Annotated in this window: 24 protein-coding genes; 18 read left to right on the forward strand and 6 right to left on the reverse strand. The window is 44.2% G+C overall.

The window, feature by feature from the left end; all coding sequences use genetic code 11:
- Nucleotides 1-258: 258 nt before the first annotated feature.
- Both VEA_RS08910 and VEA_RS08915 read left to right on the forward strand, forming a co-directional pair.
- A complete protein-coding gene (locus VEA_RS08910) occupies nt 259-1,878 on the forward strand; it encodes an ATP-binding protein (RefSeq protein ID WP_006741508.1) in 1,620 nt (539 codons plus the stop codon).
- Entirely contained in the window at nt 1,875-2,561 is a 687-nt protein-coding gene (locus VEA_RS08915; protein ID WP_006741509.1) for a response regulator, read from the forward strand. Before VEA_RS08910 ends, VEA_RS08915 begins: the two co-directional genes overlap by 4 nt.
- A gap of 77 nt (nt 2,562-2,638) precedes the next feature.
- Here VEA_RS08915 and VEA_RS08920 read toward each other — a convergent pair whose 3' ends face one another.
- Both VEA_RS08920 and VEA_RS08925 read right to left on the reverse strand, forming a co-directional pair.
- Entirely contained in the window at nt 2,639-4,774 is a 2,136-nt protein-coding gene (locus VEA_RS08920; protein WP_006741510.1) for a TonB-dependent siderophore receptor, read from the reverse strand.
- A gap of 117 nt (nt 4,775-4,891) precedes the next feature.
- Entirely contained in the window at nt 4,892-5,824 is a 933-nt protein-coding gene (locus VEA_RS08925) for an AraC family transcriptional regulator (RefSeq protein WP_006741511.1), read from the reverse strand.
- 539 nt (nt 5,825-6,363) lie between these two features.
- On the opposite strand from VEA_RS08925, the gene zwf reads away from it, so the two are divergent.
- The 4 genes from zwf (at nt 6,364) to VEA_RS08945 (ending at nt 10,824) form a co-directional block, all read left to right on the forward strand.
- Entirely contained in the window at nt 6,364-7,866 is a 1,503-nt protein-coding gene (gene zwf, locus VEA_RS08930; protein ID WP_012841756.1) for a glucose-6-phosphate dehydrogenase, read from the forward strand.
- A complete protein-coding gene (gene pgl / locus VEA_RS08935; RefSeq protein ID WP_006741513.1) occupies nt 7,863-8,579 on the forward strand; it encodes a 6-phosphogluconolactonase in 717 nt (238 codons plus the stop codon). The genes zwf and pgl overlap by 4 nt, the downstream gene beginning before the upstream one ends.
- Nucleotides 8,580-8,616: 37 nt before the next feature.
- Entirely contained in the window at nt 8,617-10,065 is a 1,449-nt protein-coding gene (gene gnd / locus VEA_RS08940) for a decarboxylating NADP(+)-dependent phosphogluconate dehydrogenase (protein WP_005397369.1), read from the forward strand.
- 231 nt (nt 10,066-10,296) lie between these two features.
- Entirely contained in the window at nt 10,297-10,824 is a 528-nt protein-coding gene (locus tag VEA_RS08945; RefSeq protein ID WP_041852947.1) for a hypothetical protein, read from the forward strand.
- Between the two features lie 10 nt (nt 10,825-10,834).
- Here VEA_RS08945 and VEA_RS08950 read toward each other — a convergent pair whose 3' ends face one another.
- On the reverse strand, nt 10,835-11,038 hold the full coding sequence (locus VEA_RS08950; protein ID WP_005397371.1) for a hypothetical protein: 204 nt from the start codon (nt 11,036-11,038) through the stop codon (nt 10,835-10,837).
- 575 nt (nt 11,039-11,613) lie between these two features.
- Between VEA_RS08950 and VEA_RS24445 the strand changes: the two genes are divergently transcribed.
- Nucleotides 11,614-11,751 carry a hypothetical protein gene (locus VEA_RS24445; protein WP_012841759.1) on the forward strand — a complete coding sequence of 46 codons (138 nt, stop codon included), beginning with the start codon at nt 11,614-11,616 and terminating at the stop codon, nt 11,749-11,751.
- Between the two features lie 66 nt (nt 11,752-11,817).
- Here VEA_RS24445 and VEA_RS08960 read toward each other — a convergent pair whose 3' ends face one another.
- On the reverse strand, nt 11,818-13,578 hold the full coding sequence (locus VEA_RS08960) for a sigma-54-dependent Fis family transcriptional regulator (RefSeq protein ID WP_006741515.1): 1,761 nt from the start codon (nt 13,576-13,578) through the stop codon (nt 11,818-11,820).
- 235 nt (nt 13,579-13,813) lie between these two features.
- On the opposite strand from VEA_RS08960, the gene exaC reads away from it, so the two are divergent.
- Nucleotides 13,814-15,334, forward strand: a complete 1,521-nt coding sequence (exaC, locus tag VEA_RS08965) for an acetaldehyde dehydrogenase ExaC (RefSeq protein WP_012841760.1) — start codon at nt 13,814-13,816, stop codon at nt 15,332-15,334.
- Between the two features lie 132 nt (nt 15,335-15,466).
- On the opposite strand, the gene exsE2 is transcribed toward exaC, so the two are convergent.
- Nucleotides 15,467-15,772 (reverse strand): T3SS regulon translocated regulator ExsE2, encoded by a 306-nt coding sequence (exsE2, locus tag VEA_RS08970; protein WP_012841761.1) that lies wholly within the window; start codon nt 15,770-15,772, stop codon nt 15,467-15,469.
- A gap of 8 nt (nt 15,773-15,780) precedes the next feature.
- Entirely contained in the window at nt 15,781-16,227 is a 447-nt protein-coding gene (gene exsC / locus VEA_RS08975) for a type III secretion system regulatory chaperone ExsC (RefSeq protein WP_005397386.1), read from the reverse strand.
- A 387-nt stretch (nt 16,228-16,614) separates the two neighbouring features.
- On the opposite strand from exsC, the gene VEA_RS08980 reads away from it, so the two are divergent.
- From VEA_RS08980 to VEA_RS09025, 10 genes are all read left to right on the forward strand, one after another.
- Nucleotides 16,615-17,022: a YscW family type III secretion system pilotin gene (locus VEA_RS08980; protein WP_012841762.1), complete on the forward strand. Its 408-nt coding sequence runs from the start codon at nt 16,615-16,617 to the stop codon at nt 17,020-17,022.
- Between the two features lie 615 nt (nt 17,023-17,637).
- Nucleotides 17,638-18,498 carry a helix-turn-helix transcriptional regulator gene (locus tag VEA_RS08985; protein ID WP_006741517.1) on the forward strand — a complete coding sequence of 287 codons (861 nt, stop codon included), beginning with the start codon at nt 17,638-17,640 and terminating at the stop codon, nt 18,496-18,498.
- A 148-nt stretch (nt 18,499-18,646) separates the two neighbouring features.
- Entirely contained in the window at nt 18,647-19,627 is a 981-nt protein-coding gene (locus VEA_RS08990; protein WP_006741518.1) for a T3SS regulon anti-activator ExsD domain-containing protein, read from the forward strand.
- A 12-nt stretch (nt 19,628-19,639) separates the two neighbouring features.
- On the forward strand, nt 19,640-20,068 hold the full coding sequence (locus VEA_RS08995; RefSeq protein WP_012841763.1) for a YscB family type III secretion system chaperone: 429 nt from the start codon (nt 19,640-19,642) through the stop codon (nt 20,066-20,068).
- Nucleotides 20,065-21,939, forward strand: coding sequence for a type III secretion system outer membrane ring subunit SctC (gene sctC / locus VEA_RS09000; protein ID WP_006741519.1), 1,875 nt, complete (start codon nt 20,065-20,067; stop codon nt 21,937-21,939). Before VEA_RS08995 ends, sctC begins: the two co-directional genes overlap by 4 nt.
- Nucleotides 21,940-21,944: 5 nt before the next feature.
- Nucleotides 21,945-23,246, forward strand: coding sequence for a type III secretion system inner membrane ring subunit SctD (gene sctD, locus VEA_RS09005; protein ID WP_012841765.1), 1,302 nt, complete (start codon nt 21,945-21,947; stop codon nt 23,244-23,246).
- On the forward strand, nt 23,233-23,436 hold the full coding sequence (locus VEA_RS09010; RefSeq protein ID WP_012841766.1) for an EscE/YscE/SsaE family type III secretion system needle protein co-chaperone: 204 nt from the start codon (nt 23,233-23,235) through the stop codon (nt 23,434-23,436). Before sctD ends, VEA_RS09010 begins: the two co-directional genes overlap by 14 nt.
- A gap of 17 nt (nt 23,437-23,453) precedes the next feature.
- Complete coding sequence (gene sctF / locus VEA_RS09015; RefSeq protein WP_012841767.1) at nt 23,454-23,702, forward strand: type III secretion system needle filament subunit SctF; 249 nt, start codon at nt 23,454-23,456, stop codon at nt 23,700-23,702.
- Nucleotides 23,703-23,705: 3 nt separating this feature from the next.
- Entirely contained in the window at nt 23,706-24,065 is a 360-nt protein-coding gene (locus tag VEA_RS09020; RefSeq protein ID WP_012841768.1) for a YscG family type III secretion system chaperone, read from the forward strand.
- Nucleotides 24,062-24,697: a YopR family T3SS polymerization control protein gene (locus VEA_RS09025; protein WP_006741521.1), complete on the forward strand. Its 636-nt coding sequence runs from the start codon at nt 24,062-24,064 to the stop codon at nt 24,695-24,697. Before VEA_RS09020 ends, VEA_RS09025 begins: the two co-directional genes overlap by 4 nt.
- The last annotated feature ends 1 nt before the right edge of the window (nt 24,698 follow it).

Consider the following 24,698-nt stretch of genomic DNA (forward strand, 5'->3'; position numbering starts at 1 on the left):
CTAAAAACGCCTCAAAAACCGCTAAAATCGATGTGATCACGATCATGTTTTAAAGGGCAATTTATGTATGGAATTGAGTATCAGAGAGGAATGCTGAATTTGGTGAATGGTTGTAATTTTATGTTTCAGCTCGTCGATTAATTAACCGTAAACTCTGCGGTTTGCTTGCCTTCCTCACAGATTTATCACCGCAACAAAGCCATGCTGTTAACTGAGTGTTAACGTAATCGCTTGGGAGTGAATCATAAGGATGTATCAATGAGTTGGAAAACGATCAGCTTTCGTAAGCGAATGCTCATTATTATGACGCTGTCGGGGTTGATAGAGCTTCTATTGCTTGTCGCTGCAGGATTCACTTATCTCAAAATCAATCAAGAGCAAGAAATGGGAGAAAAAGCACTGGGTGTTGCCCGTTTTTTAGCAGACTCCGCCGTTGTTCGCGAAATGGTCGCAGCCCAAAATCCTCAGCCATACCAACTTCGTTTCCGAGAATTAACCGAAGCCATCGGTGCTGCATTCATCGTTATTGGCGACCATGAGGGAGTGCGATTAATTCACCCCGTTGATGAGCGATTGGGTAAACCAATGAGAGGTGGCGACAATCGTCGAGCGCTAGAGCAGGGATTGTCTTATGTTTCGACGGCACAGGGCTCGTTAGGTTATTCAGTTCGTGGTAAAGCTGCGATTTTTGACGAGCAAAGGAACATCATTGGTGTGGTTTCGGTTGGCTATTTGCTCGACCGGCTGCAAGACCGCATCGAGCCATTTTTGGCCTTTTTGATCTTCATGGTCATCGTAGTTGTTGTCGCTAATGCCATTGTATCCAATTATGCGTCGAGAAAGTTTCAGCGCGCCATTTTGGGGTTCGAGCCTGAAGAGATAGGGCGGTTGTACGGCGAATTAGAAGTGACGATGAGTACCATTAAAGAGGGCGTGTTAAGTATTGATGCCCAAGGGATACTTCGCTCGATCAATCGTAGCGCCTGTCAGATTCTCGGTATTGATAGAGAGGCAGCTCTTAATAAACCGTTGACTGAGACGTTACGCGATAGTGACTTATATACGGTGCTAGAAACCGGACAGGAAGATCATGATATTGAGATATTCCTTAATCATAAACGTCTGATCGCAAACCGTTCGCCAATTTATGTGGATGGAAAAATAGTGGGGGCAGTATCGAGTTTTCGTTTAAGGGATGAAATCAACGACCTAACCGAGCAGTTATCACAAACCAAAGAATATGCAGATTTATTACGTTCGCAAACCCATGAGCATCGAAATAAGCTAAACACCATTAGCGGGTTAGTTCAGATGGGTGAGCTGGATGCGGTGCAAAAGTTAATTGGGCAAGAAACCGCACACTATCAAGCGATGATCGAATTTTTAAGAGACACCGTTAAAGACCCGTTAATTGCTGGTATGTTGCTTGGAAAAACTGAACGTGCTCGCGAGTTAGGCTTACAGCTGGTGGTTGAAGAAGGTAGCCGTTTGGAGCCTCTGCCTGAGTGGCTAAATTCGGAAGACCTTGTCACCATTCTGGGCAACTTAATTGATAACGCTTTTGACGCAACGTTAACCTCGATTCGTGATGAATCGAATGTCGCATCGGAGCGCAGAAATATCGATGTGTCAGTGAGCGATTACGGAAATGAAGTGATACTTGAGGTGATAGATCAAGGTTGTGGTTTACCAAGCGATATAGAGCCGCAGGCGCTATTTAAAAAAGGGGTGTCGACGAAATCTCGTCAAAATCGGGGGGTAGGATTGCATCTAGTCAACCAGTTGGCTACTCGATATCACGGCCATGTTGAGATGATGCCCAACACAAATTATGGAACAAGAATAACGGTGTATTTACCCAAGGAAGAGCAATTATGAGTATGGCGACTCGCGTAATGATCATTGAAGATGATCTGGCTATTGCTGAGCTGCACCACAAATACTTAAGCCAATTGGCAGGTTTGGAAGTGGTCGGCATTGCGACCACGAGAATGGAAGCGGAAATGCAACTCGATATTCTTAAGCCAGACCTCTTGTTGATGGATGTATACCTTCCTGATGGAACAGGGCTTGAGATACTCAATACATTACGTGCGAACAACCAAACGTGTGATGTCATTTTGATTACCGCGGCAAGGGATGTCGATACGCTACAACAGGCAATGAGAGGGGGAGTCGTTGATTACCTACTCAAACCAGTGATGTTTCCACGCTTAGATGCCGCACTGAAAAAGTATGTGTCCCAACGTCAACAACTAGACATCGCAGAGAGTTTGGATCAGAACCTCGTTGATAAAATGCTGCAGTCTCACGCCAATCAAGACAACTTGCCGAACCGATTACCGAAAGGGATTGATGGTGTAACCTTGGATAAGATCAGAGAGTTGTTCCCAAATGGTAGTGTGCTGACCGCTGATGAGGCAGGCGAAAAGATTGGTGCGAGCCGAACAACGGCAAGGCGCTATTTGGAGTATCTGATCAGCACTGGTGAACTAGAGGCTGATTTAAACTATGGGTCGGTAGGTAGGCCGGAAAGGTGCTATAAGAAAGTGATACGGTAACGTAGATTTTGATGCTAAATACGAAATGAAAGCGATGGCTTGTTTTAAACAAACCATCGCTTTTTCGCGCTGAGGAGTTAGAAATTATATTCTAATTTCGCTTCAATAGAGCGCTCAGCGCCAAACCAACAGTTATTTTTGTCGTAACAAGAATAGTATTCTTTATCGAATAGATTGCTTGCAGAAAGGGTGACGCTAGCCCCTTTCATTGATTCAGATACTGTTGAAAAATCGTAACTTGCTGCCAAATCAAACAAGGTGTAGTCCGGTACTTTTTGACTATTCTGTGCATCAATTTGTGCTTCTCCGACATAGCGAACGCCAGCACTGGTACGAAGGCCTGAAAGATTTCCTTCAAAGAAGTAATTGGCCCATAGAGAAGCCGTTTGCTCAGGCACCCAAACCGGCGTTTTACCTTCTTGGTTGTAATAACTGTCTTCGGTAATCTCCATATCGGTATACGTGTAGCCTAGAGTGAAATCAGCTTGTGCTGTGGCTTGCCACTTTGCCTCTAGTTCAACACCCTGTGATACCACTTCGCCCGCTTGATAGTTCGGTGCATAAGGATTATTCGGATCGGTCAAGATCGCGTTTTTCTTCGTAATATGGAAGAACGCTAAATTACCCGAAATATCGCCAGACAATGGCGCGTATTTAAAACCGAGTTCCCACTGATGCCCGGTTGATGGTTCAAACGCTTTGCCTGTGGCATCGGCACCCGCAATTGGCTCAAAACTCTCGGAGTACGTAAGGTATGGGGATAGGCCGAAGTCGAGTTCATACAAACCGCCGACTCGGAAAGATACGTTGGTGTCGTCTAACTCTTCCTTGCTGTTGGATATTGTTCCTAGATAATCGCTCACGGCGTCCGTATTTGAATCGTATTTATCCCAACGAAGACCTGCAATCATTACAAGTTGGTCGTAACGAACTTGATCTTGCAAATAAACGCCAATTTGCTTCGTTTTGATATCTAAGTTTTGTTTGTATTGGAAATTCAGTGCATTACGATCAATGCTGTTGTGGTCAGGATTGAAGATGTCCTGAGTTAGCGAATACCCAAGCGTATCTTTGTATTTTACATCCGAATCTAGATACTGATAATCAATTCCGAACAATAAGTTATGTTCAAAGTCTCCTGTTTTAACGTAGCCAGATAGTTGGTTGTCAATCACAAAGGATTTGGACTTTTCATCGGTTAAATAAGCATTTCGACCAACGGTACGGTTATCTGCTTCAAGTGCACCGTTATATGTGTTTTCCTGATAGGCATCGGCGGTCATGTAGCGGGCATTCTGTAGAAATTGCCAACTGTTGTTAAAGTCGTGTTGGACTTTGTAACCCATCATCAGAACTTCGCGTTCGTAAGTGTTCCAGTCCTCATCCCCCAAATAAGTGCTTGGTGACATCGAGCCAAGTGGGTTGTCAATCACTGAGCCAGACGCTGGCACGGTCGTGTAGATACCTGCTGATGGATCATTTTGATAGTAAACATTCACGTTGACTAAGGTGCTTTCTGTCGCTTGCCAATTGAAAGATGGAGCGAGGACATAACGTTCGTCTTCAGACGTATCGGCTTGACCATCTCGCTGTTTTGCTAGGCCGATAATACGGTAATCAACATTAGAGTCACCAATTTGTCCTGTGGTGTCGAACGTCAGTTCTTTTAGCCTGTTAGTCCCAGTACTAATCGAGACAGAGTGCGAAGGTGTTGACTGAGGCGCCTTGGCGATAATATTAACCATGCCTCCTGGTGGAATATTGCCGTAAAGAACAGACGTTGGCCCTTTAAAAACCTCGATTTGTTCAAGGGCAACGGAATCGACCTGAGGTTGAAGGTTCCAGCCGTTGTACAGCAAAGGAAGACCATCATAAAAGTTGGTGTAGTTAATAAAACCACGAATATTGAATAGGTCAAGTCGGGAAACGGCACCGCCACGCAGCTCTGTATTTACGCCAGGCGCGTAACGCAATGCTTCGCTCACCGAGTTTACGCCGCGCAGGTCCATGTCATCTTTAGTGATTACCGTGATCGCTTGCGGCGTTTCTTCCGGTTCTAAAACGGTTTTAGTTGCGGTGTTTCGGTATGTTTCGCCAAGTACTGTGATAGTTTCGTGCTGAGAAGTGCTCTCAGTGGCACTGGCGTGACCAGCAATAAGCGCGGATACCACGACTGCAACCGCAGAACGATGAAATCGATTCGGACTTTCCATATTTATTAATTCCACTACTTTTATTTGTTGATAATGATTGTTGTTTGCATTCTATGGCGAAAGAAATAGGAAAAGTTAACAATTTGGTGCAAAGCCAGAACCTAAGTGCTTAGGCTTCTATCTAATGGGCATGGCTTCGTTCGGTTTGACAGGTATCCAGTAATGCATTTGGGCGTTCTCGCTCTCAACATCATAGTCTTCTGGATAAACTTCTAACTCGTAGCCATCAATACCGTGATAATTGGAATAGGGGAGCCAGTGCAAAATGAACCACTCAAGCGTCGCCGCTAGATTTGATGCTTTACCTATGTGCGTAATCACAGCGTAGGTTTGCTCAGGAACAACCAGAAGATCTGGTTCTTGCGTAGAGCCTTTGTATATTGAAGTTCTTGACGCTGAGTTGTATTCATAACCTGCCCAATACTCGAGTTGCTGGTTGCTTGAATACGCTTTTGTTACGTCAATCACACCAAGATAGTTTCTTTCCAGATGAGTATGGTTTTCAGATGAATAGAGCTGTGACCATAATGAGGGCACTTTGGATTGGAAGTTGGGCGTTGCGGAAAACAATCCATAAATAGGTTCATGATAACCAGCAAGCACAAAAGCAGGTTTTGTTTCTATTCGAACTTCGATAAAGCACTTATGTCTATTTTCGTCTTCTGGTGTATCGCGCAATGTTAAAGGTTGCCTCAAGCCCGTTAGTTGCTGAGCTTTACGATAATCTCGAGGGCTCTTTGAAAACATATTTTTGAACGCTCGACTGAATGCATGTTCAGAAGCAAACCCCATTTCTATCGCAATATCTAACGAGCGATCTGATGTATGGATTAAGCGTTCAGCCGCAAGGCTTAGTTTAAGCTCTCTAATATAGTGAGCGACGGACACGCCAGTGTGTTGCTGGAAAACGCGTTGCAGTTGCCAACGTGACCAGCAGCTTGCTTTCGAGATTTCATCCACGCTAAGTGCGATATCTAGATTGTTGTGAATGTAATCAAGCACAGAGTGTATTCGGTTTATCGGGTGCAGATTCTTTGTGCTTGGTTTCATGACATTCTACTTTCGCATTAATAGTATCCTCATTATCTTTAATTGAGTATCATTATCAATAGAGTGAGAGGATAAAATTCAGGCCACATAGATCACAATAAAATTGTAATGGATTGCAAGAATGGATAAGGATTGTCCATATTAGAGTTTTTGCTTAATTTTTGTCTTACGTTAGTGCAACTTTTTTTATCCATAAAATACAAATATTTATGATGTTTTGTGCAACTTATTTAAACGTTTGCACTGGCAAGTGTTGATGTAAATCAAATAGTCGTAGACAATACTGCACCGTGTCGGACTCTCCTCCAGCGAGTACAGTGTGTACTTTTGAGACATAAGTGACCTAAATGACCTTAATACGTCGTGTTTCCAACAGATTTGGGAGTGCTACTTCTTGAGGTTCTTTGGGCCTATAGACTTTACCTATCAACGTAATAGGTAAGACCAATTTTCTATTTTGAGGTGCCATTGATAGGGTTGGCTCATCCTTTAGCCGTATCCGGGCACACAATAAGTACCTCGTTTTTAAGGGAAAGATGATGGTAATACCAGAAAACAGCAGCATCGTTATTTTTGGTGCTTCAGGTGACCTTACATACCGTAAGCTCATTCCTGCTTTATACCACCTCTATGCGAACAAGCAGCTTCCAGAAAATTTTGCCATTCTGGGTGTAAGTCGCACTGAATACAGTGATGAGTCTTACCGCGCGAAGCTGAAAAAATCGCTTCAGGAAATGGAAAAGACTGAGCCAGAAACGCTTGATGCATTTATTAACCATCTGCACTACCAAGCTATCAATACTTCTGACACACAAGATTACAGTAAGCTATCTTCTCGTTTAGACCAACTTGCTGACGAATATCGTTTCGATCAGCGCAATACGCTTTTCTACTTAGCAACCCCACCAAGTTTATACAGTGTGATTCCTACAAGTCTTGCAGCACACGGCCTAAACAAAGAAGAAGATGGTTGGAAACGCCTGATTATTGAGAAACCATTCGGTTATGACCTTGAATCAGCGCGTATTCTGGATAAAGAAATTCACGAGCACTTCCAAGAGCATCAAATTTACCGAATTGACCATTACTTAGGTAAAGAGACGGTACAAAACCTTCTTGTACTTCGTTTTTCAAACGCGATGTTTGAGCCGCTTTGGAACCGTAACTTCATTGATTATGTTGAAATCACGGGAGCAGAATTCCTCGGCGTAGAGGAGCGTGGTGGTTACTACGACAACTCGGGTGCCGTGCGCGATATGTTCCAAAACCACCTGCTACAAGTATTGGCGATGGTGGGTATGGAGCCACCTGCACAGATCAATGCAGATTCGATGCGTGATGAAGTCGTTAAAGTACTCCAGTGTTTAAAACCTTTGGACGAAAACGCTCTGCGTAACGATCTAGTATTAGGTCAATACACCGCTTCTGAAGTTCGTGGACAAAGTCTACGTGGCTACCGTGAAGAGCCGGGGGTTGCAGACGACTCACGTACCGAAACTTACATCGGTTTGAAAGCCTACATTAACAACTGGCGTTGGAATGGCGTGCCATTCTACGTGCGTACTGGTAAGCGTCTTCCAACACGCGTTACTGAAGTGGTTATCCACTTTAAACAAACACCGCACCCAGTGTTTGGTCAAAACGCACCAGAAAACAAGCTGATCATTCGCATTCAGCCAGACGAAGGCATTCAAATGAGCTTTGGCTTGAAAGAGCCAGGCGCAGGTTTTGAAGCGAAAGAAGTGAAAATGAACTTCCATTACGCTGACCTACAAGAAACGCAAATGCTAACTGCGTATGAGCGTCTTCTACTTGATGCTTTGAATGGTGATGCTACGCTATTTGCACGTAGTGATGCGGTGGAAGCGTGTTGGCAGTACGTACAGCCAATTTTAGATTTTAAACAAGATCCACAATCCCTCTTCGGGTACGCATGCGGCACATGGGGTCCTAAAGAGTCAGACGACCTGCTACAGCGTGATGGTCGCGCTTGGCGCTTCCCATGTAAAAACTTAACAGATACGGATTACTGTGAACTATGATCAACCATAAGATCTACCAAACAGCAGAGCAGGTAGTTGAAAGCCTAGCTAACGACATGAAAGCGTTCAGCGAAATGGGCCGACCTGTTCACATCTCTCTTTCTGGCGGCAGCACTCCTAAAATGCTGTTCAAACTGTTGGCTTCAGAGGCTTACGCAACCTCTATTCAGTGGCAAAATCTCCACTTCTGGTGGGGTGACGAACGTTGTGTCGCACCTGACGATGCGGAAAGCAACTACGGAGAAGCGAACGCGCTACTGTTTAGCCAAGTAAACATTCCAACAGAAAACATCCACCGTATACACGGTGAAGATGACCCTAAAGTGGAAGCGGAACGCTTTGCGAAAGAGATGTCAGAGGTGATTCCGACTGAAAACGGAACCCCTGTGTTTGACTGGATCTTATTAGGTGTTGGTGCAGATGGTCACACAGCTTCTCTGTTCCCTGGCCAAACGAATTATGATGATGCGAATCTATCTCTTGTGGCGTCTCATCCTGAGTCGGGCCAACTTCGTGTGTCGAAAACAGCACGCGTATTAGAAGCAGCAAAACGCATCAGTTACTTAGTGCTTGGTGCAGGAAAAGCGGACATCGTTGAAGAGATCAACAGTTCACCTGCACACGCACTGCCATACCCAGCGGCTAAGATTCAAGCGAAATCTGGCCTGACGGAATGGTATTTAGATTTGGACGCAGCAGCAAAAATTGCTTAAACGCTGCTCGTCAATGAAACAAAATTGGAGAGAAACAATGAAAGGTGATATCGGTGTAATTGGCCTAGCGGTAATGGGTCAAAACCTTATCCTAAACATGAACGACCACGGTTTTAAAGTGGTAGCTCACAACCGTACTGCTGCCAAAGTAGACGAGTTTCTGGAAGGACCAGCGAAAGGCACGAACATCATCGGTGCATACTCTCTAGAAGAACTAGTAGAGAAGCTAGAAACGCCACGTAAAGTGATGCTAATGGTTCGCGCAGGTGATGTGGTAGACAAATTCATCGACGCGCTAGTCCCTCTACTAGACAAAGGCGACATCATCATCGATGGTGGTAACACAAACTACCCAGATACAAACCGTCGTGTTGCTGCACTACGCGAAAAAGGCATCCACTTCATCGGTACTGGCGTATCTGGTGGTGAAGAAGGTGCACGTTTTGGCCCATCTATCATGCCTGGCGGCGCTCCAGAAGCTTGGGAAGCGGTTAAGCCTATCTTCCAAGGTATTTCTGCGAAAACTGATGCAGGCGAGCCTTGTTGTGATTGGGTTGGTAACGACGGTGCGGGCCACTTCGTTAAGATGGTACACAATGGCATCGAATACGGTGACATGCAGCTGATCACAGAAGCTTACCAGTTCATGAAAGACGGTCTTGGTATGTCTGCAGACGAGATGCAAGCGGTATTCGCTGAGTGGAACAACACCGAGCTAAACAGCTACCTTGTTGAAATTACGGCTGACATCCTTGGCTACAAAGACGAAGACGGTGAGCCTCTAGTTGAGAAAATCCTAGACACTGCTGGCCAAAAAGGTACAGGTAAATGGACGGGTATCAACGCTCTAGACCTAGGTATTCCTCTAACGCTAATCTCTGAGTCCGTATTCTCTCGCTGTCTATCTGCACTAAAAGATCAACGTGTTGAAGCTGAGAAACTGTTCGGCAAGACAATCACGCCAGTAGAAGGTGACAAGCAAGAGTGGGTTGACGCACTACGTCAAGCGCTTCTAGCGTCTAAGATCATCTCTTACGCTCAAGGCTTTATGCTAATGCGCGAAGCATCAAACGAGAATGGCTGGGACCTAAACTACGGTAACGTTGCTCTTATGTGGCGTGGTGGTTGTATCATCCGCAGCGCGTTCCTAGGCAACATCCGTGATGCATACGAAGCGAATCCAGAACTAGCATTCCTAGGCTCTGATGATTACTTCAAAGGTATCCTACAAAACAGCCTAGTAGCATGGCGTAAAGTGGCGGCTAAGTCTCTAGAAGCAGGCATCCCAATGCCATGTACGACTTCTGCACTAACGTTCCTAGACGGTTACACAACAGCTCGTCTACCTGCGAACCTACTGCAAGCTCAACGTGACTACTTCGGTGCTCACACTTACGAGCGTATCGACCGTGAGCGTGGTGAATTCTTCCACACGAACTGGACTGGTACAGGCGGCGACACAGCGTCTACAACTTACGACGTGTAATCCGCAGTCAGTAAACGGATAAAAGCAAAAGGGTGCCCAATTGGCATCCTTTTTTGTGTCCGTAAGATATTGAGATATTGGTAGATTTGAAAGTTACATCAAACCTTGACTCGTTACGCACTTCTCAGAAATGGGAAAGCATGCTTTTGCTAGCAGTTTAATATTTCTTTTCGAAGATGAAGCCAAGCCGCTCTCTTGCATCTCCTCAACTACAAGGTCAAGGTAATAGAAATGACACAACAGAAGCCCCCATTTTACACAGCTTTCGTGTTGCTTATTTTCATATTACTGATCATTTACTCCATTTATCGCCTTTATCATCATTTCGCTTTCGAATCTCTACCGCTTCAGCTCAGTAGTGGCTTTCAAGTGGTCTACATTGATGCGTCATATGTTTTAAGTATCGCAAGCTTACTCTTGTGTCCTACATTATTGGTTTATATTTTATTTGATCGAACGACACAGTTAGTCAAAGTGCCGATTAAAGTGATAACCATAACAGTTGTCTTGTCCCTTATCGTTGCTATTCCAGTTCAAATTTTGGAATTTGGGCGATTGAAGTATATTGCAGAAAATAATGGTTACTCAGCGTGCCCACCTTTCACAATCGCGTCCAGTGGGATGTCGATTGAAGCTATGGTGAAAGATGAGAGGCTTTGCTTGGATGCTGAGATTAATCGCATTGCGGTGTATGGCTATTTTCACGAACTCGAACGGATTGATAACTATATCAAGTCACAGGAAAATTACATTCAATAGAAAAGAGCGCCTAGGCGCTCTTTTCAGTGGTCGTTTTCTTGTTTTGATAAAACCTGTCTTTGAGGTAGAGAATTGCGCTGACCACAAGAGCCACTACAGAAACAGTAAATAGGGCATACATGCTGAGAATCCATGCGAATGTAGCCGTCAAAAACGCAATGAAGGAAAACATTCTGCTGAAAGACATCACATGGCCAAGTTTGCTACTTTTCATAAACGCCTCCCAAAGCGGAGTGGGGATAGACAAGTGTGGTCATATACCACACTTTGATTGTCTGTTCTTTTTGGGCGTTTCACACAAAAAAGCGGCTAAAGATTTCTCAAAAAAGGTGAAATATTGAACTGGTAGACAAATCCATAAACGGCTTTACAAATATATGAATGCATTTGTCTATCACTTCAAAGTTTTTGCTGTGCGGATTAAGGCCTTTTAACGCTATTATTGCAGCCTTCGAGTTTACTAGGCGTAATTTCAAGTCAATAATTCCGGGAAGCTCATCCTCATTATCAGTCACGATGAAAATCACTTTTCTTTGTTTAACAGTACTTTATTGAATATGTGTGATTGCATCAGGTTTGAGAATGAAACTAAGGTTGCAAGAAAGGCGAAAAAGAGTGCTAGGTAAGCCTTTGAACTACGCCTATAATTAGCGCCCACATGGAGGATGTTTAATAAATGAACATCCTCTATTTTTTGAAACCAGCAACAAGGATCCAGTAAAACGTGTTTTTCTGGTGTTGTTTACGTTGACCAAGAAGGTGATTAACACAACAAATTGAGGTTCTAAGATGATTCTTAACAAGTACTTTGTTTTCATTCCGGCAGAATTGGATCAGGAAATACACAAGGACAACCAAGTGATCTCTGAGAAGGAAACTCAACGTCAGGCATTAGTAAAACAGGCGCAACAACAAGGTGGCCTGTAAGCTAGGTTTCAAATAGAAAGAGCACCGCCAAGGTGCTCTTTTTGTATCTGGTGAACGGCAATAGGCTTAACCCAATATGCCAAGGCTTTTCAGCTTTCTATAAATTGTATTTCGACTCACACCAAGCATACGAGATGTTTTGCTGATGTTCCCCTGATTGGCTTGATATGTTTTGAGCAGTTTGTCTTCGACGGTTGCACGCAGTTCTAACGTGGGTTCGGCAGCGGTTGTTACGTCTTGAGCCTGGCTGAGTTTCTTACTCAGGTGAGTCGGTACGTGAGTGAGCTCTAACGTTTCTTCACCTTGTGCCATTAATGCGGATACTTTGATTAAACTATCGAGTTCACGCAAGTTTCCTGGCCAAGAGTAAGAAAGCAGCAGAGAAAGTAGGTGAGGGCAAAGTTGTTGTTCAGATTCAGCGTGACGTCGATGAATATTCTCGATCAGTTGTTGCTTATCATCTCGCTCTTCGAAGCGAGGCAATTCGATGATCAAACCATTGAGGCGATAGTATAAGTCTTGACGGAACAATCCTTCGCTAACCAAGTTCTCGAGATCTTTATGCGTGGCCGCGATGATTTGCGTATCTACTTGAACACTTTGGTTTGAGCCCACAGGAAGCACGGTTTTATCTTGCAATACATGCAGTAAACGGCTTTGAGCTTCCAAGGGTAAATCTGCGATTTCATCCAGAAACAAAATCCCTTTGTGTGCTTGGCGAATTTTTCCCTGATAGCCTTTGCTGTTTGCGCCAGTAAATGCACCAGCCACGTAGCCAAACAATTCGGACTCAACCAAATCTTTCGGTAGTGCGCCACAGTTGACGGAAACCAACGGCCCCGTTTTTCTCTGGCTGTTTTTATGTAGCGCTTTCACAAACTCATTTTTACCAACCCCAGTTTCTCCGAGAATCAGTAAGCTGATGTCTTTATCGATAACACGATTGGCTTGTTGCCAGCAATGCTCGACAGTGGAATCACCATAATGCAGATCATTGGAAGCGGTAACGGAACGAGACTTCACTTTTTTGTCGGTCAGCGGCTTTGTTTTGAACACGAAAGGGTGCTCGTCACTTTGGATAGAAAGAATGTCGTCGAGCGATTGCCCGATGACGTTTTGTTGCGCGAGGAGCTGAGAAGCAACTTGATTGTGCGCAAGAATCTGTCCATCTTCATTGGCGATGATAATCCCTTGCCACCCACTGTTCAGTAAGCCTTTCTCACATGCCAAATCCACACGAATATGCCCTTGTGGAATCAAGTTAAGCAATTGATTTTCAACTTGCTGGACCATGTTTTGCACCAGCACTTGCGTTGAGAAGTCATGTTTCTTTTGTTCGCTGGTGATATCTAGCACGCCAATCAAATGACCAAGATGATCGAAAATAGGATTGGCCGAGCAGCTAATAAAACGATGATGTTGGATGAAGTGTTGATCGCCGATGACTGAGACCGGTTTTGCTTCAACTATCGCAGTCCCAATCGCGTTGGTGCCTTTGACCTTTTCTTGCCAGCAGGCCCCCGAACTCAGCGCTATTTCGGTCAACTTTTCGCGGAACTTAGGTTGTCCCCAACTGCCGATGATAACGCCGTCGGCATCCGTCAGAATTAAGCGGCTGTCACTGTGAGCAAAAAGCTGATTAAACAACGGGAGAGCAAACTGGGTGACGGTTTCCAATAAGAAGTTGAGTTGGTGACGCCTATCTTGAAGTGTCGCCGGTGTCACTCGAATATCTTCAGCGCGTCGACGCTGTTTTAAACCCGCCTGTTCACTTCGGATCCATGACGTAGAAAGCCAGTTGTTATCGCTAATGTGTTGAAGTTCCATGACTGTACCATTTTGTCACAGTGAGGGTGTGCCATTTTGGAACACTTGAACATTGGTGTTCACACCATACATCCGCTCAAACATCGCTCACTTGGTTTGTTATCGCTTGGTAATCATAGTTTTACATTTAATTAACAACAAGTGCGGCGTAGTTGGCGTGTGACTTGCGTAATGCTCTTTGTGAACAGTGCGATACGACACTGTCGTTAATGAACGAGAAACAAAAGGAAGAGTTATGATCTATGCACAGCCAGGTAGTGAAAATGCCATCGTTAATTTCAAATCGCATTACGATAATTTTATCGGTGGGGAATGGGTAAAACCAACGGGCGGTGAGTACTTTGACAATATCTCACCAATCAATGGGCAAGCGTATTGTAAAGTTGCCCGTTCTGGCGAGGCAGATATCAACTTAGCATTGGATGCGGCACACAACATCAGAACTAAATGGGCAAAAACCAGTGTGACTGAACGCTCGAACATCTTGCTGAAAATTGCTGATCGTATTGAGCAGCATTTAGAAGAGTTGGCAGTTGCCGAAACTTGGGAAAACGGCAAACCAGTTCGCGAGACCTTGGCGGCAGATTTACCTTTAGTGGTAGATCATTTCCGTTACTTTGCTGGCTGTATTCGCGCACAAGAAGGCAGTGCGGCGGAGCTGGATGAGCACACAGCAAGCTACCACTTCCCGGAGCCGATTGGCGTGGTTGGTCAAATTATCCCGTGGAACTTCCCAATGTTGATGGCGGCTTGGAAGCTGGCACCGGCACTTGCGGCAGGTTGTTGTGTGGTATTGAAGCCAGCAGAACAAACGCCAACGTCGATTCTGGTTCTTATGGAAAAGATCGGTGATCTACTGCCACCGGGCGTCATTAACGTTGTTAATGGGTTTGGTTCAGAAGCGGGCCAAGCGCTTGCAACCAGCAACCGCATTGCGAAGTTAGCGTTTACCGGTTCAACACAAGTTGGCAATCACATTCTAAAATGTGCAGCAGACAACTTGATCCCATCGACAGTGGAGCTAGGTGGTAAATCTCCAAACATCTACTTCTCAGATGTTTTCGATTACGAAGATGAGTACCTCGACAAGTGTATCGAAGGTACGCTACTTGGCTTCTTCAACCAAGGCGAAGTTTGTACCTGTCCATCTCGCGTATTAGTTCATGAAGCGATTTACGATAAGTTTGTAGAGAAATTGACGGAACGTGCGCAGTTAATCAAGCAAGGTAACCCGCTCGATACCGATACTCAAGTAGGCGCCCAAGCTTCTCAAGAACAGTTTGATAAGATTTTAAGTTACCTAGAAATCGGCCGTGAAGAAGGTGCAAAAGTGGTCTTTGGTGGTGGTGTCTCTGAACAGCCAGAGTCAATCAATCAGGGTTACTACATTCAACCAACAATGTTGGAAGGCCACAATAAGATGCGTATTTTCCAAGAAGAAATCTTTGGCCCCGTCATTGCCATCACTAAGTTTAAAGATGAAGCGGAAGCATTAGAAATTGCGAACGACACCGAATATGGCTTAGGCGCAGGTGTTTGGACGCGTGATGCGAACGTCGCATATCGTATGGGCCGTAATATCGAAGCTGGTCGAATCTGGATTAACTGTTACCACGCTTACCCTGCACACGCAGCGTTCGGTGGTTACAAAAAGTCGGGTATCGGCCGAGAAACACATAAGATGATGCTGGATCACTACCAAAATACGAAAAACCTATTGATTAGCTACAGTGTTGATCCACTAGGCTTCTTCTAAATGAAGTAGTTAACAAAGAAAAAGCAGTACTAACCAAAACCCCGAGCCTTCGGGGTTTTTATTGCATGGGCTTGCGGGTGGGAGGGTGTATATACGTGAAATTTATATTTTGAACCCATCTATATTGCGTGCTCAGGAACGTTGAATTACGGCCACTTTTCGTTCAAGTAGTTTTTCGACCGCGGTGTTTTGCTTTTCAAGACTAAACTGCTGATCAAAATCCAAGACGCGATTACAAGACTCAAGACTCGCAAACTGGTTTAAACATTCGCTAAGTTCTCTTTTAGAGCTCATTCGAGCCAAACTGCTTTCTGATGAAGAGAGTAGGGTCACTTTGCGGCCATGAAACGTTCCTTGTGGCAGAGCATCACTTTGCTGCGCTTGCTTTACTTCATGAATCGGTGAGTTAGTGTATGTAGATTGGATGTCGTTGGACATAGAGACACCTAAACTCTTAAGTCTAAAGTTTGTGGCATCGGAGCTACCTCAGCAGTGGCGACATGAGCAGACAATAACGACTCCCACGACTCACTTTGCGTCAACAATTCCGCCAAAGCTGTTTCAAAATACTCATAATCCAGTCGCTTAATGTTAATGAGTCGGTTTAAACAGAGTACATGTCGATGATTATCTAAACTAAAGAATAATTGATGCTCAGGCCAGTGATAATTAAAGGCTAGGAAAGAACGATAGAGATCGGAATTAACGATTTGAAGACCAACAATCTCAGCTTCGAGCTGGAGGGTTGTCGATTCAGGATGAAAGATGATATGCACTCTTAGATTATCATCAAACGCTAAGCTTACTTCATTTTCCGTTAGATGCAGTGCAGGCAAGCCTATTTGATGAGCAAACTTTAGCAAAATCTCATCGATAGTTTGGCGTGCTGACATAGGAATAGTCCCTTTTGAAATTTTATCAAGGAAAATATTAGATGTATCTCTTCGTGTTTATCAATATTGGTCGGTTGTTATTATATTTTGGTTTTTAATTTCGGTGAGATAAATAAAACAGCGATAACAAATGTGCTCTGATGCATATTGTGGTGCTTCTTAGATATTTAAATATCTTTGTTCTCTAATATACCCGCCTAATTGAAAGTGTATTAAGGTGCAGTCACGATGAGTTAAATTAAATCTAATGTTAAATATGTGTTGTTGAAGAATGCGATTTATTGTCCGCTTGTAGTATAAATATAAGTTGATCTTTTGTATTTTTACATAAAGAATTGTGTGAAATTAAAATGAACTAAGTCTATAAAATAAGTTTATGGTGTCATAATGAACAATTCTATGTGGGCTGGTTTTATCGGACTATTCCTACTAAGTGGGTGTAGTCAGTCTGTGCCGATTGTAAGGGAAGGTAGCTTTGACACAAAGAGTCAGGCGACACTCTATGGTTGGGTTTCTGTCGATGGATACTTTCCACCTTCGATTACGTCTCTTGATGTGGAGATATGCAAAGTGATTGAAAATCAGTGCCTTAGGTCTGCATCGCAGCACTACCAAGGCGTTCAATTACCCGTACAGTATTCATTTTTAATTGCACCGATTCAAGCTGGTGACGGAAACATGAAGATAATTGGAAAGCTATACTCGAATGGGGAACTTGTAGCGGAAAAAGAAAAGAACTATTTATTTTCAGTGGAGGGAAAGCAGGAAAATTTGATGCTCGTGCCAAAAAAATAACCAGATGAAAAGTAATCGGTTACATTTAATTAGATCTTACTAAATTATTAAAAATAAAGATTTGCTCTTTCCTGTTGTGAAAGTTTTGTTGTTTTTTACAAACATTAATCACATGGTTTAAGTCATCGGGTCAGTTGTTTTTTAGACTTATACTTGTTGCAAAAATAGCATTCTTTATGATTATATCTCGCTCCTTGAACACGTTGGCTTGGCGTTTTAGGCTATAAAACATACAATTTTAAGATTTTGGAAATTTCAGTTTGTTCGATAAACGATACCATAATCTATTTAATTTTATTCTAATGTATAACAAAAATCCTAAACTTTAATAACGAAATGATATTTAAGTTTTGGCTAATAATAAACGCTATCTGATAAAAATAATAAAGACGGACAGCAGAGTTTACTAAGATAAACTTTTACCTTTAGGTAAGGGTAATGCTTAGGATATTCGCTAATTATTCGGGGGGTATGGTAAGTGATATGAACTTCTATGCTCTTTTCTTTGCTTCTTTAATTGATATAGCAGTACTTAGAAATAACAACAATCAAAGTATTGCTTTGAAAGTTTCTCAACACTCGTACTGAGAAACTCAAAATAATGAAGGGTAGAAAATGGATGTGTCAGGCCAACTAAACACAGAAAAGGTCGGCTCGAGCTCGCGAAAAATTCGTAGTTTTTCCCGCTATGAAAAATCTGACGAAGTATTTCACTCAGACCAATCTCACATTGTTGTCGTTCACAATGGTCAGCTTCGAGTTCAAACAGGTGATTGCACAATCGATGTTGCGGCAGAAAACGGGGTGTTTCTATCCCAAGGGGATTACTTATTCGAGTACTCGCCCTTAGACGGGGCATACAAAGCGTCGATTATAACCTACGACAACGAACTCGTTAGCCAGCTATTACAAAAGCACAGTGATCTTTTGATGATGCTGCCCAAGGTAGATAAAGTTTGTTCTGGCTTGTTTACTTTTGGTTTGAACATACTCGTAGAGCAAGTGCTTTCCAGCATGCAGACGCTTGAGCAACAGGCGTATCCAGATGCGATCATGTGCCTAAAATATGAAGAGTTACTCATTCTTTTGCTGCACGGCAAAGGAGGAGAATCACTCTATGCGTTGTTGTCACAACAAACTAACCGAACATCGGAACGGTTACGTCGATTTATGGAACAACACTATCTCAAAGAGTGGAAGTTGACTGACTATGCGCAAGAGTTTGGTGCTAGCTTAACGACTTTTAAAGAGCTATTTAATGAGCACTATGGCATTTCTCCAAGAGCTTGGATCAGTGAGCGCCGATTGTTGCACGCTCATAAACTCCTGTTGACGAGTAAGATGAGCATCGTGGATGTGGCGATGGAGGCTGGGTTTTCTAGTCAGTCTTACTTTACGCAGAGTTACCGCCGTCGTTTTGGAACGACGCCAAGCCGTGTACGTTCGGGAGACGATCAAGTAGCTATCGCGAAATGAAATGACTTGGGACTAAAATTTTCTGACTAATTTTGAAAGTCACTCATCAGCGTAAATTCTATTATGCGTCATGTAACAACGAACGATTAAAAATTATTACACCTCTTTCTTTCTGGATCGTTCGAGAGGGGTGCGGAGACGAACATAAATGAAAAAGCAGCATTGGCGACGCCGTTCGCTTTTTCCAGACAGCATTGTGACACAACGGAAAGTGACTGTTTTGCAGAGAGGAGCTCGATATGAAAGTGCTTCTAGATCAACGCAGGATTTCAATGTTGTGCACGTCAATCACCGACAATTGTTGAGTGAAGGCGTCATTAATTATGAACAGTTATCTTTACTTCAGCGCTTGTTGGATAGAAGCGTCGTCGATAGCCTGTGCGCAAGCCAGTTGGTGAAAACGTATCAAAAGCTCGGTGCGTCGCTTGACCGATTCGCCATGCGTTTATTTTTGGAAATTGGGTCGCAGCTCAGTGATAGCCGCACACTCGTGACTTTTGAACAAAGACTGGAATACATCAACGCGCGTCTTGGTTTTCGCTTCAATTTAGCGGTACCAAAAACGTTGATGCTTTGTTTTCATTTATCTCTAAACGAGTGGATTAACCGTCAAGTTGATCAAAGCGCTTTGCATGCCTCCATTAAAGTGGAACAGCTTATCAATCAGCTCGATATTCAAAAGGAATATTGGTCGAAACTATCGGGAGAGGACACCAGTGCGGTGTTTGTGCAACAGCAGCTCGATTTAATTGAGCGCCAACAACACCAGTTGAAAGATCAACTCGGGACGTTGAGCGAACAACAGATGCAAGTGATTGAATGTCATCGTTCGTTAATTGAGAAGTGGCAACCGTCCCTAGACGAGCTTAAAGGGTTCGCAGAGTACACTTCTACGACTGCTCAGTTTATCTCTGAGTGGAAAAAGTGGTGTTCGGAAGTTCGACTTGAAGCTCCTGAGCTGAACGAAGTCTGGGATGCATGTGATGTGGTTTACAACGACCAAAATGCGGTTGCGAAAGTATGGCAGTGGTTCAAGAGCATGCAAATTGTTGGCGACATCGATCACTACTATTTTGACACTCAAAGCGGCCAGTGCGGCCAGGCTTGCAATCACCTCAGCCAGATTTAAATAGGGCGTTAAATGTTAGATAAGATGATGAAATCTTTAGCGGAAACGCTAAAGGTAGGGGATTTTATTGCCTCAGAAAATGGTTCTTACAACATCGAGGTTGATCAGTTGTCACTGACCATCAAACAACACGCATCATGGTTTTTATGGGAAGCGGCTTTACCCTTCCAGTTTAAAGAGCATCTAGATTATCAACAAGAACAAGCGTTACAACGTTGCATGCAGCTCTCATTAAAAACAATCCGTGAAGATGGCTGCGTACTAACAGCGAATGATGATCAGCAGCTGATTTTACAAAGCAAAGTGAGGATCGAGGACTGTTCGATTGAGCTGTTCTCTTCTTTGCTTTCCAAGCACGTTAATCTATGTGAGCGTTATATGGCATTATTGGAGCACGAGCGCGTGAACCACACGATTAATCATAATGTGTGGTTGCCATGATGCGAAAAGTCTTTCCGAACATCAGACGTGCTGCCACAAAGATACTGTTGTGTGCTGTGAGCTTTGCTCCGTTGGGATTCGCACAAGCAACAGACTTACACTGGCCCGAACAACCATTCCGATACTATGCAGATAACGACTCATTAAAAGAGTTGTTGAATAACTTTGGCGCAAACTATCGCGTTTCGGTTTCTGTGAGTGACAAAGTTAATGATCGAGTGAGTGGACGTTTTACTCCTGATGATCCGGCTGAGTTCCTCGACTACTTATCGCAAGTCTATAACTTGATGTGGTATTTCGATGGTGCCGTCTTACATGTCTATAAGGCGACAGAAACGCGCTCACGTTTACTCCAATTAGAATTATTGACCGCCAGAGAGCTACGAAGCACGTTAATTTCCACTGGAGTGTGGGATTCGCGCTATGGGTGGAGGGCCGCTGAGAGTAAAGGGTTGGTTTATCTTGCAGGTCCTCCACGTTATGTCGACTTAGTTGTACAAACGGCCGAAGCATTAGAAACGCGCCTGCTGCAGAAATCGAATTCAACCGACGAGTTATTCGTTGAAATAATTCCTTTGAAGTACGCTTCTGCAACGGATAGAGAAATTGCATATCGAGATCAGACCATTACGGTTCCGGGTATCGCATCGGTTTTAAAGCGAGTCGTGTCTGGTGTTCAAACTCAAGTGACGAGTGCGTCGAACAAAGAAGTTACCAGTTCAGATACGCCTGTAAAAAGCAATAAAACCGCCTCAGTTCATGGCGGAGCAACGGTTGAAGCAGAGCCGGGCCTTAATGCGATTATTGTTCGTGATACTCAAGCGCGATTACCGCTCTATCGCAAACTGGTCGCTCAATTGGACCAACCGCAATCAAGAATTGAAGTTGCGTTATCGATTGTCGACATCAGTGCCAACGATTTAAGTCAGTTAGGCGTGGATTGGCGAGCGGGAGTGTCTGTCGGAAATAATCGAATTGTTGATATCAAAACAACAGGGGATGTGAGTTCGGGTGATGTGACTCTCGGCAGCGGACAAAATTTTAAGTCTTTGCTTGATTCAACCAATCTGAATTACCTGTTGGCTCAAATCCGTTTATTGGAATCTCAAGGCAGTGCTCAAGTGGTTTCAAGACCAACACTGCTAACCCAAGAAAATGTCGAAGCTGTACTGAACAACAGCAGCACGTTTTACGTCAAGCTGGTTGGTAAAGAGACCGCAGCACTGGAAGAGGTCACGTACGGCACGTTACTGAGAATTGTCCCGCGTATCGTTGGTGACAGGTTTGCTGCCCGACCAAAAATCAATCTGAGCCTTCATCTCGAAGACGGGGCAAAGATTACCGATGGTGGTGTCGACGACCTTCCTTCCGTTCGTAAAACTGAAATCAGTACCTTGGCGACGGTGAAGCAAGGACAGAGCTTGCTCATCGGTGGTGTTTATCGAGATGAAGTGAGTCATCAGTTACGTAAAGTACCACTGTTGGGAGACATCCCATATTTAGGTGCGTTGTTTAGAAGTAATACCAACACTAAACGCCGCACGGTGCGCATGTTTATTCTAGAACCGCGAATCGTTGTGGATGGTATTGGCGATAGTGTGTTGATTGGTAATGAGTACGATCTGCGACCAAGCATTGGCAAGCTCAACAACATTTCCAACAACAGTGCTGAATTTAAATCGGTCGTCGAAGTGTATAGCTGCACATCAAAGACTCAAGCAGAGCGCTATCAGCAAGACTTATTGTCACAGCAACAGTCGTCTCAATTGACGCAGTGCCAATTGCCGACAGGGCAAAAGGGTTGGCGTGTAAAAGTATTGGAATGCGATGACTCACAAAGTGAGTGTGTGCATCCATCAGAGGAGCCTTAACCGCGATGCAGCAATGGAAAATTCGTATTTTATCAGGCGTGCATTCCGGAGTTGAAGTCACCTTACCTGAGGGCGCTCTTGTGCTTGGCAGTGACGACTTTATCGCAGATCTCGTGCTGTCTGATGCTGGGGTCGAAGCTAACCATTTCACGTTGGTTTGCCAGCAAGACTCGGTCATTTTACGAGGCTGCAAAGAGGCAAATATTAACGGTGAAAACATCTCTGTTGAAGATGATGGGATCGAGTTGTCACGCCATGCCGTTGTCTCTGTAGGCGTTGTGAAGTTCGCACTGGGGTACGCAGAAGATGCGTTAATCGTGAGTAACGTCAGCGACGAATCTAGCGAACAGGATACACCTGTTGTTGCTGTACAACGCTCTAGCTGGAAAAAAACAACGCTCATCGCCTTGCTTTGTAGTTTTGTCCCGAGTGTCATTTTTGCTGGTATGTGGTACAGCCAAGCTAACGGAAACAATAATGAGACTGTCACAGAAGCAGAACCCATTGTTTTGGTGCGCAACATCTTAGGCGAGCTCAAACTTAGCGACGTTCGTGTGGAATGGAATGCCGCCGCACGCCAAGCGGTTTTGGAAGGCTATGTTGAAGATCGAACTCAGAAACTCGATCTGCTTGGTCGAATTGATGTACTAGGTATCAATTACAAAAGTGACTTAAGAACGATGGAAGAAATCCGTCGCGGGGTTCGATTTATTTTGCGAAACCTCGGCTATCACCAGGTGAAAGTCGAAAATGGGGATGAGACGGGCACACTGTTACTGACGGGTTATATCGATGATGCAAGCCGCTGGAACCAAGTTGAGCAAATTTTAGAGCGAGACGTACCGGGCCTAGTAGCGTGGAAGGTTGAACTGCAAAGAGCGGGTGCCTACATGGATACGCTAAAAGCCTTATTGACGGATGCAGAGCTACTGAAAAAAGTCCAGTTGGTTACTAGCGGTGATCGCATCGAAGTACGCGGGGAACTTGATGATATCGAAACGACTCGATTTTACGGTGTGACTCGAGACTTCCGAGAACAATATGGTGAAAAACCATATTTAGTTTTGAAATCCATACCTAAGGTGAGTAAAGGCACCAACATCGATTTCCCTTTTCGTAGCGTTAACTTTGGTCAGGTTCCATATGTGATTCTGACTGATAACGTTCGTTACATGGTTGGTGCAAGAACGCCTCAAGGCTACCGCATATCCAGTGTTACGCCTGCTGGCATTGAGCTGGTCAAAGGCGGGCGGGTGATAACAATAGAACTCGGATACGAGGGCGAGACGAACAATGACAAATCTTGAACAAATTTTAAATAACGACAAAAACGGTGCGGAAGTGCACAAGATTAAGAGCAAGCTCTTAGAAGCACAAGCGGTGGTGAAACGTCAGTTGGATTTAGGGTGCTCACCACAGCAGTACCAATTGCTACTCAAACAGTATGAAGCTTACACCGCCGCACATGCGGTCGTTGAATCATACGAAGCGAACTAAAAATACGAGGAAGTCTTATGTCATTTTACGATGCTAGTAACAGTGTAAACCTTGATGATGTTAAAGCTAAGTTAGAAAAACAAGCGAAAGATGCCAACACAGAAGTGACGGCAGCCATCAAGAACCTAGAAACAAACGCCGATGACCCATCTAAGCTGGCTGAACTTCAGCACGCGATCAACCAATGGTCTGTTGTTTACAACATCAATGCGACCACCACTCGTGCGATTAAAGATGTGATGCAGTCGATTCTCCAAAAGGTATAAAGCATGGAACGAGAAATGCGCCAATTGCTGGCTGAAATCGCGCTGATGGCAACCGGTATGCATCGTCATCAAGAAGCTAACACGATTGCGGACGGCCTTGAAGCAAGCTCCGGTTCTGAAGAGACCGTGGTGATGATTCGTGCAATGAGCCTTATGAATAAAGGCTTGTACGAAGAGGCTCATCAATTGCTAGAACCACTTTGCAACGCCTATCCTGATCTGATCAGTTTAGCGGCCCTTGCTTCCGGCAAAGCTGGTTTATTGAGCAAAGCGGAAAGTTGGGTAGAACTCGCATCACAGGGAAGCGAAGAAAGCCAAGCATTTGCAGCAAGCTTTTCTCAGGACATTAGGAACCTTGGATGATCGTTGATTCAAGCAATCTAACTCTTCAATCACAACCTCTGCGCCAATCGGAGTCGCACCATTATGAGCGGAGCGATGAAGATAAGATGAATATGCTCATGGAGCGTAATGCCAAGCAAGCGGAAGCCTCACACGCCTCTCCAAAAGAGACGTTAGAGAAAACAGAAGCGAAACTGGCGGACATCAAAGCGTGGTATGAATCACTAAAAGACGCAGATGTTGTCAGTAAACAAAGCGTCTTATCGTCGTTGAATGAAGCGTTCTCCGATCCTCAAGTTAAACGAGAGGCAATGTGGTACGCCTTTTATGAGGCGAAGAGTGCAAAGGGCACCGAACAGCCACAATCTGATTTGTTAAAGGTGTTGAAGCAGGAGTTACTAGGGAATTTTTCGGGCCAGCTTATTGCCGAACCTCCTGCTGATAAAGCAGCACTTAAAGAAATGTTGGCGCAGCATTTTCCACTGGGTGCCCAGAAAGAACAAGCCTTGTGGCACAGTTGGGCTGAGTTGAAGTCGTTACCTGATATGGCATCAACACTGGACATGGTTCGTGATGAGCTTAGCTTCATGATCCAAAAAAATGCGATGGTGAAAAACATCGTGACTCATAGTCACAAGTTAGATTTGTCTTAGG

Source organism: Vibrio antiquarius, from assembly GCF_000024825.1.
Classification (GTDB): Bacteria; Pseudomonadota; Gammaproteobacteria; order Enterobacterales; family Vibrionaceae; genus Vibrio; species Vibrio diabolicus.